The sequence below is a fragment of the Verrucomicrobium sp. BvORR106 genome, from assembly GCF_000739655.1.
GTDB lineage: Bacteria > Verrucomicrobiota > Verrucomicrobiia > Verrucomicrobiales > Verrucomicrobiaceae > Verrucomicrobium.
In genome coordinates this window covers 1-21,723 of sequence record NZ_BATR01000085.1, presented here as the reverse complement: position 1 = coordinate 21,723, position 21,723 = coordinate 1, and the positions used below count along the sequence as shown (strand labels likewise).

13 protein-coding genes are annotated in these 21,723 nt (G+C 64.0%); 6 read left to right on the top strand and 7 right to left on the bottom strand.

What is annotated here, in order from left to right; all coding sequences use genetic code 11:
* Positions 1–68 precede the first annotated feature (68 nt).
* The 4 genes from BV106_RS12920 to BV106_RS12905 all read left to right on the top strand — a co-directional run bounded on the left by BV106_RS12920 (position 69) and on the right by BV106_RS12905 (position 10,511).
* On the top strand, positions 69–2,306 hold the full coding sequence (locus BV106_RS12920; protein WP_038165230.1) for a vWA domain-containing protein: 2,238 nt from the start codon (positions 69–71) through the stop codon (positions 2,304–2,306).
* 41 nt (positions 2,307–2,347) lie between these two features.
* Entirely contained in the window at positions 2,348–5,230 is a 2,883-nt protein-coding gene (locus tag BV106_RS12915) for a hypothetical protein (RefSeq protein ID WP_038165229.1), read from the top strand.
* 231 nt (positions 5,231–5,461) lie between these two features.
* Positions 5,462–6,109: a DUF4159 domain-containing protein gene (locus BV106_RS12910; RefSeq protein WP_051945732.1), complete on the top strand. Its 648-nt coding sequence runs from the start codon at positions 5,462–5,464 to the stop codon at positions 6,107–6,109.
* Positions 6,093–10,511, top strand: coding sequence for a cytochrome c biogenesis protein CcdA (locus tag BV106_RS12905; protein ID WP_038165228.1), 4,419 nt, complete (start codon positions 6,093–6,095; stop codon positions 10,509–10,511). The genes BV106_RS12910 and BV106_RS12905 overlap by 17 nt, the downstream gene beginning before the upstream one ends.
* 376 nt (positions 10,512–10,887) lie before the next feature.
* Here the strand turns inward: BV106_RS12905 and BV106_RS12900 are convergent, their stop codons facing one another.
* The 4 genes from BV106_RS12900 to BV106_RS12885 all read right to left on the bottom strand — a co-directional run bounded on the left by BV106_RS12900 (position 10,888) and on the right by BV106_RS12885 (position 15,373).
* The gene (locus BV106_RS12900; protein WP_038165227.1) at positions 10,888–11,886 is read right to left on the bottom strand and encodes a hypothetical protein; all 999 of its coding nucleotides are present in this window, start codon (positions 11,884–11,886) and stop codon (positions 10,888–10,890) included.
* 513 nt (positions 11,887–12,399) lie between these two features.
* Complete coding sequence (locus tag BV106_RS12895; RefSeq protein ID WP_038165226.1) at positions 12,400–13,071, bottom strand: VTT domain-containing protein; 672 nt, start codon at positions 13,069–13,071, stop codon at positions 12,400–12,402.
* A 46-nt stretch (positions 13,072–13,117) separates the two neighbouring features.
* Positions 13,118–13,729 carry a riboflavin synthase gene (locus tag BV106_RS12890; RefSeq protein WP_038165225.1) on the bottom strand — a complete coding sequence of 204 codons (612 nt, stop codon included), beginning with the start codon at positions 13,727–13,729 and terminating at the stop codon, positions 13,118–13,120.
* Between the two features lie 93 nt (positions 13,730–13,822).
* Positions 13,823–15,373 carry a putative Na+/H+ antiporter gene (locus BV106_RS12885; protein ID WP_038165223.1) on the bottom strand — a complete coding sequence of 517 codons (1,551 nt, stop codon included), beginning with the start codon at positions 15,371–15,373 and terminating at the stop codon, positions 13,823–13,825.
* A 116-nt stretch (positions 15,374–15,489) separates the two neighbouring features.
* Here BV106_RS12885 and trxB point away from each other — a divergent pair, with 116 nt between their 5' ends.
* Together trxB and BV106_RS12875 are read left to right on the top strand one after the other, a co-directional pair.
* Positions 15,490–16,410: a thioredoxin-disulfide reductase gene (gene trxB / locus BV106_RS12880; protein ID WP_265595635.1), complete on the top strand. Its 921-nt coding sequence runs from the start codon at positions 15,490–15,492 to the stop codon at positions 16,408–16,410.
* Between the two features lie 264 nt (positions 16,411–16,674).
* Positions 16,675–17,145 carry a hypothetical protein gene (locus BV106_RS12875; protein ID WP_265595634.1) on the top strand — a complete coding sequence of 157 codons (471 nt, stop codon included), beginning with the start codon at positions 16,675–16,677 and terminating at the stop codon, positions 17,143–17,145.
* A gap of 391 nt (positions 17,146–17,536) precedes the next feature.
* Here BV106_RS12875 and BV106_RS12870 read toward each other — a convergent pair whose 3' ends face one another.
* The 3 genes from BV106_RS12870 to trpE all read right to left on the bottom strand — a co-directional run bounded on the left by BV106_RS12870 (position 17,537) and on the right by trpE (position 21,064).
* On the bottom strand, positions 17,537–18,292 hold the full coding sequence (locus tag BV106_RS12870; protein WP_038165219.1) for a hypothetical protein: 756 nt from the start codon (positions 18,290–18,292) through the stop codon (positions 17,537–17,539).
* A 170-nt stretch (positions 18,293–18,462) separates the two neighbouring features.
* Positions 18,463–19,332 (bottom strand): hypothetical protein, encoded by an 870-nt coding sequence (locus tag BV106_RS12865; protein ID WP_265595633.1) that lies wholly within the window; start codon positions 19,330–19,332, stop codon positions 18,463–18,465.
* 220 nt (positions 19,333–19,552) lie between these two features.
* Positions 19,553–21,064, bottom strand: a complete 1,512-nt coding sequence (gene trpE, locus BV106_RS12860; RefSeq protein WP_038165218.1) for an anthranilate synthase component I — start codon at positions 21,062–21,064, stop codon at positions 19,553–19,555.
* Positions 21,065–21,723: the final 659 nt, after the last annotated feature.

Genomic DNA, 21,723 nt, shown 5'->3' with positions numbered 1-21,723 from the left:
AGCTTCCCTGCCCTACCGCCCTTCCGTCTCACTGAATTACCGGATTACTTAATTACTGTTTTACCGAAATGACGTTCCTTCCGACACTCCCTCTTCCTGTGCTGCTCGTGGGCGGCGTGCTGCTGCTGGCGGCTGCGGCCTGGCTGGCGTGGCGCGGCGCGGGCACGTGCGGTCCACGGGTACGGCTGGGGCTGACCACGTTGCGAATGCTGGGGCTGCTGGTGCTGCTGCTGGTGGCGGCCAATCCGGGTCGATGGCTCACTGAAGGCGAGCAGGAGACGCCGGGCTATGCCTTGTTGCTGGATCGTAGCGCCAGCATGGCGGTGGCGGATGGTCAGGCCGAGCCGAACAGCGGCAAAACCCGCTGGGAGGCGGCGTCCTTGGCAGCGCAGGAGTGGATCAAGGCCTCCAAACATCCGGAGCGGGTGGAGCTGCACCCCTTTGCCCTGGATCTGGAGCCTGCCGTTGACTCCAAAACCCTCGCTGGCCCCAACGCGGCCAAGCCAGACGGCGCAGGTAGCGAGATTGCCCGCTCCCTGGCCCGGCTTCTGGAACGCGCCGCTTCTGAAAACCAACGCTGGGAGGGTGTGGTGCTGCTGTCTGATGGGCGCGAAACCGCAGCGGCGGACACCGCTTATCAGGACGCCGTGGGCCGGGCCCGGGCCCTGGGCATCAAGGTACACACGCTGGCGGTGGGCGGCCCTGTCTTCCGGAAGGATCTGGCCCTGCAGGTGGTGCGTCGCCAGATCGTGGCCTATCCGGGTCAAGTGGCTTCGGTTCAGGTCAATGTCACGAACCGTGGTTTCGGTGCGGTGAAGCCCGTTGTCCGAGTGTTGGACGCCGCCGGGGCGGAAGTGGCCCGCGCCACTGCCACGCTCAAAGCCAATGCCACGGCCGCCCTCACCCTGGCCCTGCCCGAAGCTGCGGCCGAAGGCGAGTACGCCGTGAAGATGGACCTGTGGGAGGGCGATGAGGTTCCCGCCAACAACACCGACCGCTGCCGCCTGCGCCGCCTCACGAGCCGCTCCCGCGTCTTCCTGGTGGAGGGCGCGCCTTACTGGGACACGAAGTTCCTCGCGCAACTCCTGCGTGGCCAGGGCCTCATGGAGGTCGAGGCCGTGTACCGCCTGCGCCCGGATCGATTCTACCGCGTGGTCAGCTCCGATGACCGGAAGCTGGAGGAGACGAGCAAGATCTTCCCCGCCAACCAGGCCGAGCTGGGGCAGTATGATCTGGTGGTCTTTGGCAAGAGCGCGGAGTGCTTCCTCACCCCGCAACGGGTGGAGATGCTACGCGCCTTTGTGCGGGACCAGGGTGGGGCGGTGCTCTTCTCCCGTGGCAAGCCATGGGCGGGCGACTACCAGGACCTTTCCTTCCTCGAACCCGGACGCTGGGGTGAGGAGGCCGGGGCGGAGTATGGCTTCCTGCCCACCCTGGAGGGAGAGGAGGTGGGCCTCTTCGGCGAGCGCCTGCCCCAGCCCAAGGACGAGCTCTGGCAGAAGCTGCCGCCGCTCAATGATGTGCGCTCCCTCAGCGAGCTGAAGCCCTTCACCCGGGTGCTGGCCATGGGCGAACGCCGCGGGGGCGGGAACGGGGTGCCCCTGCTCCTGGCCCGCCGCTACGGGCGCGGCATGGCAGCCACGCTGAATGGCGATGGCCTCTGGCGCTGGTCCTTCCAGCCCGGCAAGCCGGATGCGCCGGAGCGTCAGAAGGAGTTCTGGCTCCAGCTCCTCCAGTGGGCCGCCACCTACTCGGAGTTCCTGCCAGGCGAGGATTATTCCCTGAAACTCAGCTCCTCCTCCGTCGCTGCAGGGGCCACAGTGCGGGCCCGGATCGGCCAGCGCGGTGCAGCAGGCGGCACGCCGCCCCTGCTGGAGGTGGTGGCCGGCAACGAGGTGAAGCACCGCGTGCAGGCGACCAATCTGGGCGGCGATGAGACGGGTGGCGTCCAGTGGGGTGCCCTGGTGGCCATGCGGGATCCAGGAGCCTACACGGTCCGCATCCAGGTGCCTGCCGGGGCTTCCGCCCCCAGTGCGCCGCTCACGGTGCTGGCCCCGCCGCAGGAGTCAGACGAGCTCAGTGCCGATCCCGCCTATCTTCAGAAGCTTTCGTCAGAGACCGGCGGCCAGGCCCTGCCCCTGCCGCAGTGGCGCACGGCGTTGCAGTCTCTGGAGCCCGATCACGTGCCCCTGCAACTGGAGGACGCCCGCTGGGATCCTCTCTGGAGCCGCTGGTGGATCCTCGCCATCGCCGTCGCCCTGCTGGGCACGGAGTGGGCCCTCCGCCGCCGGATGGGCCTTTCGTGATGAATCTTTTGTCTCCTTGAACCTTTTCTCTTTTTCACTCCATGGATGTCCCACAGGAACTTCGCGAGACACTGGCCCACTTCCGGGACCGGGTGCGCGCCCGGCTGCGTCTCCGCGGCACTCTGGCCCTGGCGGCAGCCTGGGTGGCCCTGGCCATCGTCCTGGGTCTGCTGGATGCCTGGCTCGGCTTTGAAAACCAGGGCCGCACGGTGCTCGCCCTGCTGCTGGCAGGCGCGGTCGTGGTGGGGCTGGGCGTGGTCTTCTGGCGCAGCCGCCGGTTCACGATCGGTGAGGCAGCACAACGTCTTGATGCCGTGACGGGTGATCCCCGCGGCCTGGCCAGCATCGGCTCTGATCTGGCAGTCGAAGGCCCAGAGGCGCCCCCCTCACCTCCAGCACCGCCCGCCCTGCCCACGCTGGAGACCTATCTGACGCGTCGGGCCCTGGCCGAATCCCTCGCCCGGCTGCGCGCCCTGCCGGAGGACACCCTCACCTCCCGCATCCATCTGCGTCCGGTGTGGATGCTGCTGGGCGTGGCCCTGGCTGCCGTCATCGGCCTGGCCATCTGGCAACCCCGGGCGACCTCGCTCATCGCGCAGCGCCTGTTCCAGCCCGGTCGCGAGCTGCCGCCCTACAGCCGCTATGTGTTTGACCTCGATCCCTCGCAGCCCCGCGTCATCTATGGCAAGGCGCTCACCCTGGCCGCGGAGATCACCGGAGCACCGGTGGAGGGCGTGGAGGTGCACCTGCTCACCCGCAGTGCGAGAAACGCCCAGGTGGACCGCCTGCCCGTCTTCCGCGAGGCAGGGCAACGATTTGCTCAGAAGCTGGAGGGCGTGACCACTCCGCTGGAGGTGGCCTTTGCCATCGGCCGTGCCCGGTCGGCCTGGGTGCCGGTGGAGATTCTGTGGCAGCCGCAGCTGGAGCGCTCGGAAGTGACAGTCACCCCGCCACGCTACGCGGGCCGCAAGACGGTGCCCGGCACGCTCACCGGGGAGATCCAGGGCCTGCGCGGCTCTGAGGTACACCTGCGCCTGAGCAGCAACCGCCCGCTCTCCGGCGGCCTCCTGGAGGCCAGGGTCGAAGGAAACAACGAAGTGGTGGAGAAGGTGGACGGCACCCCGCTGCGGGGAGATCCCCGCACGGTCGAGTTCCGCTGGACCATCAGCCGCGACTGCCGCTGGACGGTGGATCTGCGGGACATCCGCGGCACCCGCATGGCGGAGCCCGTACGCTTTCTCCAGCGGCTGGTGCCGGACGAGAAGCCCGCCATCGATCTCCTCGCCCCCGGTCCCTTTGCCATGGCCACCCCCTCCAGCGCGGTGAAGCTGCAATGGCAGGTGTCGGATGACATCGGCCTGGACCGCGCCTCCTGGGTGCGCACGGCAGATGGCTTCCGCGACCGCGCCACCGCCCTGCCTGGCGTGGGTGGGGAGCGTTCAGTGGAGGTGCAGCGGGAGATCCAGCTCACGAACCTGGGAGTGAGCCCCGGGCAGACCCTGGAGTTCCTCTTGGAGGCGCGCGACCGCAACCCCAGCCTCATGGGCGTAAGCTCCTCGACCCCGGTGAAGGTGAAGATCATCTCTGAGGAGGAGTACGCCGAGCAGATCCGCGTGCGCACCAGCATCGAGGAATTCGCCGCCCGTTACCAGGTCCTGCGTGATACGCTGGACGCCGCGGCCAAGGCACTGGATGAACTGGCTGAGGCTGCCCGCTCCGGTGACCGCCAGAAGATCGAGGCGGCCCGCCAACGAGCGCTCAACAAGCAGAAGCAGGCCGCACAGTGGTTTGGTGACTTTGCCGATGACTTCCCCGCCTTTGCCACGGACAAGGAATTGTCCGAGCTCTCCGGCGATCTGCAGGAGGAGCTGGAGAAGAATGCCAAGGATCTGGAAGGGCAATCCGGCTGGGAGAATCCCGCCAAGGCCGAAGAGCTGGCCAAGCAAATGCGGGAGCGCCTCCGGGCCGGGTCAGACAAGCTCGATGAGCAGAAGGAGATGGCAGACGAGTTTGCCAAGATCGCCGCTGTGGCGGAGATGGGTGCGGAACTCCAGGCCATCCACCAGGAGCAGCGGGAAGTTTCCGAAACCCTGGCCCGCATCGCGGAAGAGCTGGCCGTGGGCATGACCAACAACCGCCACAAGGTGGGCGAACTGCGGCAGCGGCAACTTCGCAATGAGGAGCGGCTGCGCGAGGTCGAGGAAAAACTTCCCGAGCGTCTGGCTCAGCTCCCGGAATCCGCCGCCAAGCTCAAGGAGGGCGCGGAGAAGGTGCTGGAGGGGCTCAAGAACTTTGACGTGGCCAAGCAGATGGGCGACGCCGTGACCAAGATCGGCAAAGGGGACCTGCTCGGTGCCAGCAATGACTCCCTGCTGGCCCGCGGCAATCTGGACCAGATCCTGGGGCAGCCGGACAATCCCTTCTGCGACATGTGCCAGGGCAACATGCCCGGCGGCATGGGCAGCGGCGGTGCCGGCCAGCAGGAAGCGCTGGCTCAGATGATGGGGGCCCTGAAACGCCGTGCGCAAGGCCAGGGTCAGGGCCAGGGGCCCGACTCCAAAGGCGGCACCGGCGAAGGCGGACAGGGCTTCGGTGCCAAAGGTGGCAGCGGCTCCAGCATGGCGGGCACCCAGCTTCCCGTTCCCCTGATCGGCCCACCTAGACTCCAGCTCAACGGTCCCAAATCACTCGGCAGCACCGGTGACAAATCTGGCGACGGCCGAGCAGGCGGCAGCGCCACAAGCCAGCCAGAAACCGCCTCCAACACCCTCCCCGGTGCCACCGTCCCCAACGCCAAAGGCTCCGGCCCCAGCCTGGATGAAGTGCCCATGAAATACCGGGAGGCGGTGAAGAATTATTTTTCGCGAGAAGGGGAAGCTAAGGCAGACGGCGCGTCAGGGGGGAGCGGGGCTGGAGGGAAGTAAAAAGTTAAGAGTCAAAAGTGAAAAGTGGAATGCAGCCATGACACCTCGAACCTTCAGCTTCAAACATCCACTGAGCCGCCTAAAGGCGGTACTCCAACCCTCTCCGCTCCAACTCCATCGTTGGAGTACCTGCTTCAGTCGGCTCAGTCCGACATCACCCAGCACAACCCTTTCTCCCAGGACCAACCAAGCACTAAGCACCAAGCACTAAGAACCCAATCCCCTGGTCCCATGAAAACTCTCCTATCCATCCTAACCCTCACGCTGACACTGGCTGTTTCCAGTCCCGCCAAAGAAGGCATCGTGCAGTGTGGCAATCTCATCTACGGCGGTGGGAAGACCTCCACGTGTTTCAGCGATGAATTCCTGAGCTCCGTACAGAAGGAGACGAGCATCGCCACGGACCGACGGTTCCGCCCGGTGAAGCTGGCGGGGGATGAGCTCTTTGAGTTCCCGTTTGTTGTCATGACGGGTGAGGGCGACTTCAGCCTGACGCCGAAGGAGCGGGAAAACCTGAAGCGCTTCCTCACCAACGGCGGCTTTTTGCTGGCCTCCGCCGGATGCTCGAACGCGGAGTGGAACGCCTCCTTCCGGCGGGAGATGAAGACCATCTTCGGCAAGGAGGTCTTCACGAAGCTGGAGATGAAGCACCCGGTCTTCAACACGGTGTTTCCTGTAAACGATCTGGGACTGAAGAAGAGCGACGGCCACTCCGCGCTGGAGGGCTTTGAGCACGAGGGCCGCCTCGTGGTGGTGTACTCGCCCGATGGTCTGAACAACACGGCCAATGCGCCCGGTTGCTGCTGCTGCGGCGGCAATGAGATCGCAAACAGCCTTCAGCTCAATGTGAACATCCTCGCCTATGCTCTGCTGCACTGACAGCGTCCGCCCCTCGTGGCCCCCTCTCCTGCTCGCCACCGCGTTGCTGCTGTGGCCGGGCACTGGCGTGACTGCGCCGGTGAAGCCGCCTCCCGCTGGAGCCACCGGAACGGCGACCACCTCCCCCGCTCCCCAGCCCACGGAGGATCTGGACTGGGCCGCCATGGCCCGCGGTCTGGGCAAGATGGAGACCCGCACGACCACGCTGGATGAACTGCGTACCGTGCAGCCCTTTCCTGCTGCCGCTTGGGTCGCTCTGCTGGACCATGCAGATCTCGCCGTAAGACTCGGTGCCCTGGAAGTATTGGAAGATCTGGCTGGCAGTGACCAAGGCTACGATCCCTGGCAAACCGATCCCGCGGAACGAGCCGAGTCCCTCCAGCGTTGGCGCACCTGGGCCGCCACCGGTGCGGGCAAAGGGACAAATGTGGCTGCCGCGGCCAACCTCCAACCGGAACAGTTGCAGGACTATCTGCAGGACATCCTGGGTGGCGATGCGACCAAGGTGGAGCGCGCCATGAGCCGCCTCCACCCCTATGCCCCGCAAGCCATCGGGGCTATTGAGAATTTCCTCACCTCCCAGAAGTCCCTTCAGGAGGGAGCTCGAGGCCGCTTGAAGGAGGCCCAGTACCGCCTGTTGCTGGAAAGCAGCGCCGTGCCTGATGCGCCGCGCCTGGCCCGCATGCTGATCTTTGGAAATCGGGACGAACGGGTGGAAGGTATGGAGGGCATCTCTGGAGCTGGCAAACGGGTGCTACCGATCGTGCGGGAGATGTTGAACGACCGTGAAGCTCTGGTGCGGGAGCGGGCCGTGGATCTCCTGTTCCAGACAAATCACAAGCCCGCCCTGGCCATCATCGAGACGCATCTCAAGACCGAGAAGGATGCCAACGTGATCCATGCCGCCATCCGCGGCTTTGGCAAGGTGGAGTCCGCCATCTCCACCCGGCTGCTCGTAGGTTTCCTGAACCACGAGAACGAGGACCTCGTCTCCGCCGCGCTGCTCTCCCTCAGTCTACAGAGCGGGGCCGCGCGCAATGCCAAGGCTCAGATCGTGGCCTGCCTCAAGCACCCCAGCTGGCGGGTCCGAGCTGCCGCGCTGCAATGCGCCACGAAGGCCAGCCTTGGCAATCTGGGGGACGACGCCATCAATCTGCTCAAGGACAGCGACAGCTTCGTGCGGCAGGCCGCCGTCATCGCCATCGCCGCCAGCGCTCGTGAAAGCGGCAGTGATTCCTTTGGCTCCAGCGGGCTGCTGGGCATGGTGCGCAAGGCCACTGGCGGGGACAAGCGGGATGCGACCACAGCGTTGAGCGAAGCCTTTGCCGCGGATGACGAGCTCAAGGGGGTGGTGCTCAAGGCCTTCGCCACCATGCAAAAGCCGGTGCCGGACAAGATCTTGGAACAGTTTCCCAAACTCTCTCCCGAGCTTCTCGCCTTCGGCCTCACGAGCGTGAACCCGCGTGGAGACAAGGAGATGGAGCTCCTGCTGCGCTACGGACGCGATCCCAACCCCGACATCGCTTGCGCCGCCCTGCGCGTGCTGGCCAAGTACGGGAATGACAGCGCCACCGTGCAGCCGCTGCTCATCGAGGTGCTCAGCGGCACGGACCGGGCTCGTCAGGAGGCGGTGCTGGACCAGCTCAACACGCCCTACAAGGCGCTCACCGCACCCCGCCAGGTGCTGGAAAAACGGCTCAAGGAAATCACGGCCGACGTGATCCTTCCGGTTGCGCCCCCCACCTCATCGACGGCCCCGGGCACCACCGGCGCAACAGCCACTTCTGCGCCTGCTCCAGCAGTCGCACTGGACGCGGTGAGCCGTCTGCATGCGGCCTTCACCGGCAGTGACGCCTCGAACTCCTCTCCCGAGACTGCCCCCACCACGTCTGCACCCGCCCCTGCTTCCCCGGCTCCCGGACCAGGCCAGGAAAATCTGGTGGACCGTCTGCACGCGGCATTCCTGGGTGCTGGCTCAGACACGGCAACGACCGCCCCGGCCCAAGCTCCAGCCAACACGCCCGTTCCCGCCCCTGCGCCGCCTCCAGGTGCGGAGGCAACTGCGCCCGGGCCCGAGGCATCGGCGACTCCTTCCGGGCCGCCCAAATCCACCACTGAGGCGATGGACCGGCTGGCAGCCTCGGCAGACAAACCTTCAGGTGAAACGCCCGACCTGCCCCTGATGGCAGCGTACAAGCTGGTGGAAGGCGGCAGCGGGAAAGGCGCAGCGCACTTCCTCCGCTGGTGGCCTCATCTCAATGTCCAGCACCGGGCGGCCCTGGCGGATCTGCTCAGCCGCAACCCCCAACCGGGATCGCTGGACATCTGGCAGCGCCTCCTACGCGACCCCTCCCGGGAAATCCGCCGCAAGGCTGTGGCAAGCGCCTTCTATGAAGAGAAGGTGCCCGTCCCCATCAAACTGGTTTTCCTAGAACTCATGCGGCGGGATGCCGTGCTGGAGGCAGGGGACGTTTACCAGTCCCGGCTGGAGAGCATGGTCTCAGACCGCGAATCCCGCGGCATGATCTCCGAACAGGCGCGATTGCTGGTCAATGACTCCCGCGTGGACCGCCAGGTGCTGGCGGCCATCATGCTGAGGGAGCGTACCAAGGCTGCCGATACCGAGCTGCTGGAGCGAGCCACCTCCTCCCCTCACTTCTGGGTGCGCCGAGCTGCGGTGCGCAGCCTGGGCCAGGGCGGCAAGCGCACGCTGGAAGCGCGCCTCCCCACCCTCACCAAGGATCCCTCCGCCTGGGTGCGGGAGGCGACCGCCGTCGCCCTTTCCGATGGATCCTGGCCCTGGGAGCACCACTTGGACGACAACACGGTCCTGGAAGACGAAGGCGACAGTTATTTCTCTGACTCCTCCTCCACCCGGAACCGCCTGTCTGAGCCCGGCCTGGCAGCCCTGCGGGAACTGACCAAGGACAAGGAAGAGCGCGTGCGCCTCGCCGCCATGTCCAGCCTGCTGGTGAGCCGGGAGGAGGTGCACCTGCCCACCTACCTGGACCTCTTTGACCGCGCGGCCAACCGCAAAGAACTCGCGAAGATGCTCACCAACTTCGTGGAGAGGAACTACACGAAGCTGGGCAAGGGCCTGGCCCCGCTGCTGGAGCGGATGGACTGGAAACACGTGAATGAAAGCCAGGTGGAGGCCATCCAGAGGCACTTCGGCAGCCTGGGCAAGGACACCCTCACCGAGTTCACCGCGTACGTCGCCGAAGCTGGAAAGGCGGGCACACTCCTCGCGAATGCCGGTCAGCCCCAGTTCGCTCCGGAAAACAGCGACGCCGCGGACGAATCGTCCTCGGTGGATATTGAGAAGGCCCCGGTCACTGTCCTGTTCTTCCACAATCCCGGCTGTCACGAATGTGAGAAGGTGCGCAAGGAGCTCTCCTCCCTGGGCACGCAATACACCGGACTGAAGGTTCAAGAACACAACATCCGCGAGCCGGAGGCCGTCATTCTGTATGAGGCGCTCTCCCAGCGCTTCAACGTGCCCCCGGCCGACCGCCTGAAGACGCCCGCCGTCTTCCTGCAGAGCGGGGTGTTCATCACCGAGCAGATCAACCGCCCCACCCTGGCCAGCGCCATCCGCGATGTGGCGGAAACGGGCGAGACCGACGTGTGGCACCAGACGCAGACTCAGGACCTGACGCTGGCCAAAGAGGAGGTGCAGCAACGTGTGCACACCCTCCAGCCGGCCGTGATCTTCTTTGCCGGGCTGCTGGATGGGGTGAACCCGTGCGCCTTTGCCACAATCATCTTCCTCCTCTCTTATTTGCAAGTGGCCAAGCGCACCTCCCGGGAGATTCTGCTGGTGGGCATGTCCTTCATCTGCGGGGTGTTCATCACGTATTTCGTGCTCGGCCTGGGCCTGGTGGAGGTGGTGAGCCGCCTGACAGCCCTGCAGACCATCGGCACGATTGTGAACTGGATCCTCGCGCTCGGGTGTCTCGTGGTGGCCGTGCTGAGCTGGCGGGATGCCCGCCTCGCCAGCCAGGGCCGACTGCAGGACATGAGCCTGCAGCTCCCCGGATTTTTGAAAGAACGCATCCGCGGCGTCATCCGCACCGGCACCCGCGTAAACCGGTTTGTCATCGCCGCCTTCGGGGCGGGCGTGGTCATCAGCGTGCTGGAGCTGGCCTGCACCGGCCAGGTGTATCTGCCTACGATTGTCTATGCGATGAAGTCGGGAGCCTCCAATGCCACCGGGTTCCTCCTGCTGTACAACCTCGCTTTCATCGTCCCTCTGGCGACCGTGTTCGGCCTCGCCTGGGGCGGCCTGCGCAGTGATGCGCTCATCCGATTCCAGCACCGGCATACCGCCAAAGTGAAGTACGCCCTGGCGCTGCTGTTCGGGCTGTTGTTTGTGGTGCTGGCGACGAGCGGGCGACTATAATTCAGCAACTCAGTAATTCGGTGGGTCAGTGATTCAGAATCGCGATGTGGGAGAGGTTGAAAGCTGATGGGTGATCTGCTCGCGATAGAGGGGCAGCGCCTGGCGGCGAAGCCGCTGTGGAGTGCGGCGTGAAGCGCCGCTTTCGCCAGCGGGTGGAGAGTTCGCCAAACGGTGATACCCCGCCAGCTCCATGAGTCCCATCGCCCTGCTCGACCCATGAGGTTCTAAGAAACACATCGGGTCCGCGAAAGCGGCGCTTCACGCCGCACTCCATAGCCCGCAAGCGGGGCCAAGTGTTGGGGATTGGGAAGTAGCAAGTACGGACCGTCGGCCTGAAATGCCTGGGGGACGTGCGACTGAAGTTCCCGCGCAACCACTACCTTGCAGGCCCCCACTCATAAAACAGCCGACAGTTTTCCACCACTTCCTCCTTCCCATCTCCAGCCACTCTCGTTACCACCTCGAACTGCCAGCCTGTGAACTGAAAAACGGGCTCCCACGCCAGTTTCAAAACATACCTCTTCTGCCCTTCTCCCGACGACGAGATTCCCCAGCCATTCTTTCCACGCTCGATGTGGAACGCCTCGCGGATGGGCTCGAAGCGCTCACCCTTGAGCAGGATCCCGGCGTTCACCAGCTTGATCAGATTGCTCACCTGGCTGGTCTCCAGCGATTCAAAGAGCTCAGCGATCTGCCCGGCAAAGAAGGTCATCGCTTTCTTGTCCTCGAAATGGGACAACTCTCCCAGGAGGTCAAGATACTGCTGCCGGTCTTGTTGCACCGTTCGCGCATAGCTCCGGAGCAGCCAGCGCCGGGATTCATCGGAGGATTTCTCGGGCAACGGTTCTTTGGCTTCTGCCAGCCTCATGGCGGCGGCACCTCCCGTTTCCTTAAACCGAATCACCACCTGATCTGGGAAAGGCGCCTCCGCGACGATCTGCACCACCCAGTCCCCCACCAGGCTGTCCTTGGCGGGCACCAGATACCAAGTACGATCCGTGCCTTCACGCTGGGGTTCTTCGAATCCCATCAGGTGGGTGATGGCGCGCTCACCGGGAGAAGCAAGATCCCGCCGAATCAGCATCGCCAGCTTGCAGGCCAGTTCACACCCCACCGTCTGCTGGCTTTTCCACGCCGTGTACTCGCCCTGTTTCGAGCGGTAGGCAGTCTCCTTTAGAGTCTCCAGCTGGAGCCGACGCTGCTCGCGGAACAACCGGATGCTGGGAAAGATCATAACGCCCCCAACGCTGTCCGCGATGATTTCGGGATCCGGAACCGCGGGCTTCTGGGCGAATGTGGGCGTGACGCTCTGAAGCGCGAAGGTGACCGCGATCAAGAGAAGAAGCGGCCAGGAGTTTGCGCCATGGGGTTTCATCTTGTTGATGTAAATCGAAAAGCAGGCGGGAAGTCAATCCTGCTAGCGCACGCTGCATGGGAGATGGGAAGCCGACAGATGGACTGCTGTTGGTGAGATACTCCACCTGGCGGCGAAGCCGCTGTGGAGTGCGTGCGTGAAGCGCCGCTTTCGCGGACCCGATGTGCTTCGTAGAACCTCATGGGTCGAGCAGAGCGATGGGGCGAATGGGCTGGCGGGGCATCATCGTTTGACGAACGCTTCACCGGCTGGACAAAGCGGCGCTTCACGCGCGCACTCCATAGCCCCGCAAGCGGGGCCAGGTGTTGAGGGCCAGGAGGCAGCAAATACCGACCATCGGCCAGCGATGTCTGGGTGACGCCCGACTGACGTTTCCGGCAGGATGCCGGAAACGGCACGCAGGATGCGTGCGCTCCCCGAGCTTCCCAAGACTCCGGCCAGCGCCAAGATGCTCCCACCACCGTTCCAGCCGCAACACCTTGACCACTGACGCACTGCCCACTGACGCACTGGCTAAGACCTCAGCTTCTTCAGCTTCCCCGCCGCCAGGCCATACAACGCCACGGGCGCGAGTGCACTCAGGGCGATGGCGAGCCCCGGTCGATCATGGCCCAAGTCACCGATGGCGGCGAAGGTGAAGCCCAGGGGCACCGTGCCGCACAGGAGGCTGATCCAGAAGGTGCGCCAGGGCATGCGGGCCAGACCAGCCAGGCAGGCCACGGCCTCGGGCAGCACGGGCATCCAGCGGGAGAGGGCGACGATCCAGCCGCCGTTGTTTCCTTGAAACACCTGCTCCCCTTTCTTCAGCCCATTGTCGCCTGCCAGCCAGAGGGCGGCGCGATGGCCAAAGAGACGGCAGAGCCAGTAGGCCACGACGCCCGACAAGGCGGAGCCGACGACACTGGCGACGCCCCCCCAGAACCAGCCATAGACGAGCCCCAGGGCGGACATGACAACGGTGCCCGGCACGGGCAGGACCAGATCCCCCACCAGAAGCAGGACGCCCCCCACCCAGGCGGCGGGGCCGAGGGACTCCATCCAGCGGCGCGCCCCTTCCAGGGAGAAGGTTTCCTCAAACCACTGGCCCCAGATGCAGAAGGGCAGGATGATCAAGCCGACCACGACCACCGCCAGCAGCCAGAAGCGCGAGCGATGCGGATCGCGGGGAGGCGGTTCACCAGCCATGGGGATGCGCTCTACTCAATGCGATTCAACTCAACAGGGCCCCAACTCAGGCCCCCACCGCCGGCTTCACATGCACGAGCCGCTCCAGATGCTTCGCGAGCATGTCGAACTCCAGGTTGACCCTTGAACCCTCCGCTTTGTCCGGAAGGTGCGTGACCGCGTGCGTGTGCGGAGTGATCCAGAAGGTCATGCGGTCCGGCTGCAGGTCTGCGATGGTGAGGCTGATGCCGTCCACACAGATAGAGCCCTTGTGGACCACGAGGTGGGCCCACTCCAGCGCCAGCCCCACAGTAAACTGGTGATCCATGCCCACTTTCTTCAGGGTCAGGATGGGGGCGGTGGTATCCACATGCCCCTGCACGAAGTGGCCGCTGAGGCGATCCCCCAGGCGCAGGGCGCGCTCCAGGTTCACCAGGCTGCCCTGCTTGAGCTCACCCAGGCTGGTGACCTTCAGCGTCTCGATGAGCAGGTCAAACACCGCCGTCTGGGCCGTGCCGTCAAATTCTGTCACGGTGAGGCAGCAACCGTTCACAGCCACGCTCTCACCCAGGGTCAACTCCGCGGCCATGGGTCCCACGTGAAGCACCAGTCGCGCCCCGCCCTCCCGGAAGACAATGCTCTGCACGGTGCCGACGATTTCAACAATGCCTGTAAACATAAACAAACGAGACTACTACGATGATGAAGAGGAGGAGGAGGAGGAGAGATACGGGGGCGTGATGGCGGAATTTTCTGGCATGCCACTTCCTTTTCAGCCCATGAGCGGACTACGCAGGAACAACAGCGCAAGGATGCATACGACCGTAGGAAAAAGCGCAGCCAGAGCAAGCTTCCCCGGCTGGACATTTCCCGCAAAGTGATGGCCCAAAAGACTCTGCCCGGCCGGATTGGGTGCGTTGGCAATCACGGTCATGCCCCCGGCGGCCACCGCCCCGGCCACCACGGCGTATTTGGCAAAGTCTCCCAGTCCCGGGGCCTGTGCGGCCAGGTAGGTGATGGCGGCGTTGTCGTTGAACATGGTCAACACCGCGGCCCCCAGGAGGAGGCCCCATTCCGGGAGATTCGCGCTGGTCAGCAGCGGCTCGATCCACCAGGACTGGCACCGGCCGTGGACAATGAGCGCCCCGAGGAAGAAACCCACCAGCAACGGGGAGCGCAGGGACACCGGGCTCTGATGATGCCGAGTGGCTTCCACGAACCCGAGGAAGAAGAGGAACCCGCCGATGAAGAGCGCAGGGTAATGATTCGTGAAAACCGTCCAGGCCAGGAAGAACAAGTGCACGGCCGTCACCTCATGAGGCACGGGCTCCTCCACGCGGTCCTCCGCCCGGGCCCGGGAACTGGCCGCGGCGAGACTCCGCAGCTCCTTGCGAAACACGAGGAAATACGCGGCGTTGTTGATGAGGATGGCCACGATCATCTTCCAGCCAATGTTGCCGAAGACGATGGCCGTGTCCCACTTCCATGGGGCCGCGACCATGAGGATGGGAGGCGCGGCGAAATGGGTGAGCGTCCCGCCCACGCTGATGTTGACGAAGAGCAGCCCCAGCGTGCCGTAGGCGAGTGTGCGGCTCGGTGCCAACGCATAGAGACGGCGGGAAAGCAGGAGCGCGGCCAGGGTCATCGCGGCGGGCTCCGTGATGAGGGAGCCCATAAGCGGGGCGACGGTCAGAATCGCCAGCCACCAGGCTGCAGGGGTGCTTTTCCCAAAGGCTGCCACCTGGCCGATGCAGGCCTCGGCGAACTTCACGACCGGTCGAGAGGCGGCGATGGCCATGATCACGATGACGAAGAGCGGCTCTGTGAAGTTCACATCATGCCCGAGGTAGTTCCGCAGATCTGCCCAACCGTGAAAGTACAGGGCAGCCCCGGCGAGGGCGACGATCCAGAGGCCAAAGACCGCCTCCACCTCGCCAAAGAAGTGCAGCGTCACCGCCCAGAAGGAGACCCGCTCCGTGTCGTCGCCATGCTTGGCGAGATGGCGCTTTTCAAGATCGTGAGCCCACTCGCGGAAGATCCCCGCCACGAAGGTGTGCAGGACGGCCAGGACGAAGATGATGGTGGCGGCCACGTTGAACGGTTCCTGCGCCGCCCGCTCCTTGATCATCTGCCATGCACCCGCTCCTTCCGCATGTTCGTACAGGGGGAGCGGCTTGGGAAAGTGGGAGAACTGGGAGTGCCCCTCATAAGCAGGCACGCCCTCTTCCGCGCCCCATCCAGTAGCCAGAAATGTGAAAAAGAGCAGGAGGACGCTGGCAAGGGGTCCGAGCCTCCGCACCAGAGAGAGGGATGGGTTTCTCATGGAATAACAGGAGCGCCCCGCCCTCACACCGTCAACCAAAGTCGGCCCGGAAGGGTGCGAAACCCGTTGCACCCCTTCACCCCTGCGCTAGGTAGAATCGTATCCTATTGCCCACCATGGAAAACGTCATCATCATCGGCACCGGCTGCGCTGGCTATACCGCAGCCATCTACACCGCACGCGCCAACCTGACCCCCCTGCTCCTCTCCGGCAGCCAGCCCGGTGGCCAGCTCACGACCACGACTGACGTGGAAAATTTCCCCGGCTTCCCAGAAGGCATCATGGGCCCGGATCTGATGATGAAGATGCAGGCCCAGGCTGAGAAGTTCGGCGCCCGCATTGAGTACTCCCAGGTGGAGAACGTGCAGAAGACCCCTGAGGGTCATTTCGACCTCACCATGGCGGACGGCAAGGTCATCCAATCCAAGACGGTGATCGTGGCCACCGGCGCCTCTCCGCGTCACTTGGGCCTGCCCAATGAGAAGTCCCTCATCGGCCGCGGTCTGACGAGCTGTGCCACCTGTGACGGCGCCTTCTACCGCAACGTCCCGGTCGCCGTGATCGGCGGCGGCGACTCTGCCGCGGAGGAAGCCAACTTCCTGACCCGCTTCGCCAGCACGGTGTACCTCATTCACCGCCGCGAGGAGCTGCGTGCCTCCAAGATCATGGCCGACCGCGTACTGGCCAACCCGAAGGTGAAGCCGATCTGGAACAGCACCGTCAGCGAGTACCTCACCGATGAAAAGGGTGAAATGCGCGCCGTGACGCTGAAGAACCTCGTCACCGGCGAGGAGAACGAGCTGGAACTGAAGTGCGTGTTCGTAGCGATCGGCCACGTGCCCAACACCCAGTTCCTCAACGGCAGCGTCACCACCGACGAGAACGGCTACATCGTCCAGACGGAAGGCACCCGCACCAACATCCCCGGCCTCTTCGCCGCGGGCGACGTGGCGGACCACGTGTACCGCCAGGCCATCACCGCCGCCGGCCAGGGTTGCGCCGCAGCGCTCGAAGCGGAGCGCTACCTGGCCCATTGATCCGGCCGCGCCGCAGGCAAAAGCCTGGAAGGCGGAAGACCAAAGACTTGAGAAGCGCAGGGGCGAAAGGCTCCTGCGCTTTTTTTATGGCTCGCTTGATTGGAAAATTGCGTGTGATGCAATCCGCCTGGCCACAAGGAGCGCAAATACACAGCTCCATGCCGCCAACTCCTGGGCAAGGGGCGAATCAAGATGGGCATCGTCACCGATGCCTCCCTATTTCGTTCTCCAGCCCCCTACCCCCTTTCCCTCCCGTTCTGCCTCATGCCCCACTCGATGCGACAGTCAAAGTGGGATGCCTGGTGGGTGGATGTGCTGATGGCGGTGGCAATCTTCGCCTCGTCACAATGCCTCATCATCGCGGGAGGGCATGGTATGGGCATCCTCGGCATGTTTCTGCTCGATGGTCCCGCTGCCTTGCTGTCCCCCTTCTGGAGCGGGCATGCCTACACGGCACTGGTGCTGCTTGCAGGCGCCTTTGCGCCGTTTGCAATCAAGCGCTGGGTTCGGTTCGTCAGCGTGCTGGGCGGCTTCTCCTACACCGTGTTTTTGATCACCCTATCAGAATGGAAGGAGGCGACTGCCATCAGTGCGGCCCCGGTGATTCTGATGCTCCTGGTCCTGATCTGGGTGTCCTGCGGCGCGGAGATGGCGCACATGAATCGACGGGCAAGGCGGAGCAGCAGCGGCATCCGCAAGCGAGTGGGGACTGAGCAGAGAGTTGGTTCGATGTAGTTTCACAGAACCCCAAAGGGGGGCCAGCGGAAGATCGGTGGTGGTTCAAGCTTGAGGTTGCGTCAGGGGAACCACGATCCGGCGTCCCTCCGGGACGCAAGGTGAAGAGAACGAGAGATCCGGTGGTTGTCACCACCGGCTACTGTCCGACGTCCCTCCGGGACTGAAGGCAAGCCGAGGCGGCCTCCCTGGGGTGGAGTTGCGCTTGCAGGAGCGAGGCAGGGAAAACTGTTTGTTCAAACTTTAGTTTGCCTCAAGCTAGTTGTTTCCTTGTCGCCTGAAGCGGGGAACGCTCCTTCGCAGGCAGCTCCGAGCTTCCAGCCCCAAGCCACCCCTGACTCAAGTCTTACGTCTTGTGTCTTGAAGTCTTGTGTCTCCCCGCTTCGCGGGGCTACGGCACCACCGGCGGACGCTCGAGGATTTTTTCCTCGTTCTCGCCTTCAAACACGACGCGGACGCTGCTGATTTTCTCGCGGTACTCGGGGTGGGATTCCACGATCCACTTTTGCACAAACTGCTCGATGTCTTTGCGGGCCGTTTCCTTCACCACTGGGACGTGCTGCTTGGCACGGCGCTCCAGTTCAGGGGTGAGGTTCTTTTCCAGTTCCGCGAGAAGCTGGGCTCCATCGAAACGGAACCAGCCGTCTTCAGATCGCTTCTCCACACCGGCGGTGTCGAACGCGACGGGGAGGCTGGGATAGATGGCAGCCACTCTCACGACCAGCACCTTGTCCTTGATTTGGGTGCCCTTCAGCTCGGAAAGCTTGATGTGGAACCGGTAGGAGGCCGGCACCTTGATCTCGCTTGTGGAGGTGCCGAGGTAAACCTTGCCCCAGGCGGCGAAGCGGGCGTCGCTCTTGCTGAAAAGCTCCATCGTCTTCAACGGCGAGGCGACTTCCAAAACGTCGCCATGGGTGCGGCCGATGTCGATCAGGACGCTGCTGGCCTTCACCGTGGTCACGCGGCTCACGAAACCACCCGACCACTTGTCCACCAGATCCCGCGCGGCGCCCCCGACGACGAAGACGAGGATCAAGCCCGTCACCACGATCGTCATGAAGATGATCAACAACGCCTTGAGGCAGCCCGGCATGGACTGCGAGGAGGGAGAAGAGCGCCGGGAGCGGCTGGTGGCGTAGTTGCTCATGACCGATGAATCACTACATGGTCACGGCGGCCTTCTTTTCAGTCAAGCAGAAGGAAGGGAGGTGTGTGGAGCAACGGACGCGGCCCCCCACAGACACAAAAAATCCTGCCGGAGGGGTGGTCGCAGCCAGCATCCTCAGGCAGGAGTTCATCAGGAAATAATCCAATGGGTCAGCGAAGCTGGCGCCCGCTGCCGTTGCCGCGGAACCAGTCATCCCGCTGACGGCGCAGTTCTTCCAGCCGGGAGGCCACGAGGTCTTTGTCGCGGCCAGCCTGCTGCACGAAGTGATTGTTGGTGCCGTAGGCGCGCCAGGGGCCGTTGGGCACCTCGTCCACCTCCACAAAACGCCAGTCGATCTTGGTGTTGGTCTTGAAGCCGAGGTAGTCCCGGACCGCCGGGGAGACGTCGATACCGGCTCCGTTGTTCTTGGGATTGGTCGGGCGGCCATCACCGAAGACGTAGTCCACGTCATCCGTCAGGAAGGGGCCGCAATCGCTCCACTGAGCGTAGCAGACCCGGTCGCCAGCACGGACGGCGATCCAGCGGTCCCGGCAGACGGACTTTCCGGACTCCCGGAACTTCTCTTTGAACCAGGGGATCAGCTTGGCGGCTGTGGCCTTGGTCGTTTTGTAGTCAATACAGTCGTTATAGGGCAGCGCCACGTAGAACGGGTTCTGCTTGGGCACGAATCCAGCGGGACGGTAGTCCGGGGCCCGGCGGGCGGGATCGGGATCGTCATACCCCCCGAAGTTGGCGGTCCACTGGGTGTCCCAGGAGCTGGCCGTATTGGGCGTCGGGTTGTTCTCTGTGGGAAGCTCCCCCACCCAGAACACCGTGGCCACAATGTCCGTCTTCCAGGGATAACGGGTGTAGGTGGTGCGGGGCAGCGTGGGCGCGAACACCCGCGGCAAGGGGGCGAAAGTGGCTGAGCCTGACTGAGATTCAAGGGTTTGACGCGACACCGAAAGCGCGCCAAGGGAGGCACTCTCACTGGTGATGTTGGCGGCTACCGGCGTCAGTGTCTGCGTTTGGGCAAACACGGAGGACGCGGCTAGGGCCACCAGCGAACAAATCAACGGTTGGGTCAACTGTTTGCTAATCATGATTTCCGCAGGGGGTCGGGCGTAAAGGTGATTTTACCATGAGCCGACTTGAGGGTGCAATCCCTGAAGCCAGATTTGTTATAAAATTTCCAGAACTCACCCAAATGACCGGGCAATGGATAAAACGTCCACCACCCCCTGCTGGTTGTAATTTATTTTACGCAGACAGCTCTTTCGCTCTCTGCAGGCCGCGAAGCATGCCTCTCGCTTTATTCAAGGTCTCTTGATATTCATAGGTGGGATCAGAGTCTGCCACCACACCGGCACCCGCCTGGACATAGGCCTTGCCATCCTTCAAGACACAGGTGCGCAGCGCAATGCAGCTGTCCAGAGTTCCATCGAACCCGAAGTAGCCCACGGCACCGGCATACGCGCAGCGCTTGCTCTTCTCCACCTCGTTGATGATCTCCATGGCGCGTACTTTCGGCGAACCACTCACAGTGCCCGCCGGGAAGGTGGCGCGCATGACGTCATAGGCACTGCGCTCCGGGGAGAGCGTGCCCTCCACGTTGGACACGATGTGCATGACGTGGGAGTAGCGCTCGATCACCATCAGTTCGTTTACTCGAACCGTGCCGTACTCGGAGACACGGCCCACGTCGTTGCGGGCGAGGTCCACCAGCATGATGTGCTCCGCACGCTCCTTGGGGTCGGCCAGCAGCTCTGCCGCCAGCGCGTCATCCTCTGCGGGCGTGGCACCCCTCCAGCGTGTGCCGGCGATGGGACGGATCTCGATCTTGCCGCCGATGCACTTCACGTGCACCTCCGGAGAGCTGCCCACGAGGGAGAAGCCGTCCGGGAAGTTGAGGCAGAACATGTACGGCGAGGGGTTCACATGCCGCAGGGCCCGGTACAGATCCACCGGACTGCCGGTGTATTCGGTCTCGAACCGCTGTGAAGGCACGAACTGGAAGATGTCTCCGGCCTTGATGTACTCCTTGCCCGCCAGGACCATGGCCTCATACTCGGCCTGGGTGGTGTTGCCGCTCGGAGCGGGCACGTTGTTTCCTCCTTCCGGCGCAAAGGCCTGGAGGGTGCGCACCTGAAGCGGGGCCTCAAGCTTGGCCACCACCTCATGGATGCGGGTGTTGGCCCACGCATAGGCGGCTTCGGGCGTCTCGTGGTCGGGCATGAACACGTTGGCCACGACGGTGAGCTTGCGATGCTTGTGATCGAAGATGATCACGGTGTCCGCAATCATAAACACCATGTCCGGTACGCCCAGCTCATCCTTGGGTGGCGGCGGCAGGGTGGGTTCGAAGAAACGCACCATGTCGTAGCTGAGGTACCCCACGGCCCCGCCGTGGAACACCGGGGAGGGCGGCGGCATGGCGGGCTTGAACACAGCCATGATGTCCTCCAGCTCCTTCAGGGGGTCGCCCTCGGCGGTGTAGGTGCGGGTGGCGCCTTTTTCCTCGATGGTGATCTCCCGCCCGCGAGCGGTGAAGACCAGACGCGGATCACTGCCCAGCAGCGAGTAGCGGCCGGAATGCTGCGTCAGCTCGGCCGACTCCAGCAGGAAGGCGTGACGCCCGTCATGAATGCGCTGGAACGCCGAGAGCGGCGTCTCATAGTCGGCGGCCAGCTCCACCCAGACCGGCACGAGATTGCCATGAGCGGCACGTGCCTTGAAAGTCGCGAGATCGGGTTGGAGATACGGGGTGAGCATAAGAGCGAGGTTTGAGCGCGAACGCAGAGGGCCGGTATTGTGCACCCGGCTGGGGGGGCGTGCAAGTTTCAGTGGGCAGTAGGCAGTTGGCAGTGCGTCAGTGGGTGAGGCGTTGGGGGTGTTGGAAGCGAAATGGAGGTGAAGCGGCCTGGGGGCTTGTGGGAGGTTGGGTGAAGCTGTTTGTAGTACAAACTTTAGTTTGCTCAGGGGTGCGGCGGATCGGTCCGGCGTCCCTCCGGGACGCGAGGATGGAGGGGATGAGGGACCCGGTGGTTGCCACCACCGGCTACTGTCCGACGTCCCTCCGGGACTGGCAGCAAGTGACACCGGCTTCCAGCCGGTGGGTGGTACCGGCGTCCCGCCGGTTCAGTGGGCGACGCGGCCTCCGGAATGTGTGAAGCATTCCGCCGATCCTTAATCCCCTGTCTCACTTCCAACCCCAACTCACCCATCGCCTCAGGTCTTCTGTCTTGTGTCTTCCAGTCTGGTGTCGCCCGGACAGCGAGTGCGACGCGCTGGGCGACGGTGTCCTGACCGCCTAAAGGCCAATGCCATCAGGGAAAAGGAATATGCCCCGAGCGCGAATGAGAGAAGCTGCGGCGCATCCACTTCACAGTCGGCTGATTGTGCAGGCTCATGAGGGCCGAAGGTCCGGCTTG

Excerpts from the sequence above, each read along its gene's own strand:
- BV106_RS12920 (WP_038165230.1), top strand. The coding sequence starts at position 69 with ATGACGTTCCTTCCGACACTCCCTCTTCCTGTGCTGCTCGTGGGCGGC.
- BV106_RS12915 (WP_038165229.1), top strand. The coding sequence starts at position 2,348 with ATGGATGTCCCACAGGAACTTCGCGAGACACTGGCCCACTTCCGGGAC.
- BV106_RS12910 (WP_051945732.1), top strand. The coding sequence starts at position 5,462 with ATGAAAACTCTCCTATCCATCCTAACCCTCACGCTGACACTGGCTGTT.
- BV106_RS12905 (WP_038165228.1), top strand. The coding sequence starts at position 6,093 with ATGCTCTGCTGCACTGACAGCGTCCGCCCCTCGTGGCCCCCTCTCCTG.
- BV106_RS12900 (WP_038165227.1), bottom strand. The coding sequence starts at position 11,886 with ATGAAACCCCATGGCGCAAACTCCTGGCCGCTTCTTCTCTTGATCGCG.
- BV106_RS12895 (WP_038165226.1), bottom strand. The coding sequence starts at position 13,071 with ATGGCTGGTGAACCGCCTCCCCGCGATCCGCATCGCTCGCGCTTCTGG.
- BV106_RS12890 (WP_038165225.1), bottom strand. The coding sequence starts at position 13,729 with ATGTTTACAGGCATTGTTGAAATCGTCGGCACCGTGCAGAGCATTGTC.
- BV106_RS12885 (WP_038165223.1), bottom strand. The coding sequence starts at position 15,373 with ATGAGAAACCCATCCCTCTCTCTGGTGCGGAGGCTCGGACCCCTTGCC.
- trxB (WP_265595635.1), top strand. The coding sequence starts at position 15,490 with ATGGAAAACGTCATCATCATCGGCACCGGCTGCGCTGGCTATACCGCA.
- BV106_RS12875 (WP_265595634.1), top strand. The coding sequence starts at position 16,675 with ATGCCCCACTCGATGCGACAGTCAAAGTGGGATGCCTGGTGGGTGGAT.
- BV106_RS12870 (WP_038165219.1), bottom strand. The coding sequence starts at position 18,292 with ATGAGCAACTACGCCACCAGCCGCTCCCGGCGCTCTTCTCCCTCCTCG.
- trpE (WP_038165218.1), bottom strand. The coding sequence starts at position 21,064 with ATGCTCACCCCGTATCTCCAACCCGATCTCGCGACTTTCAAGGCACGT.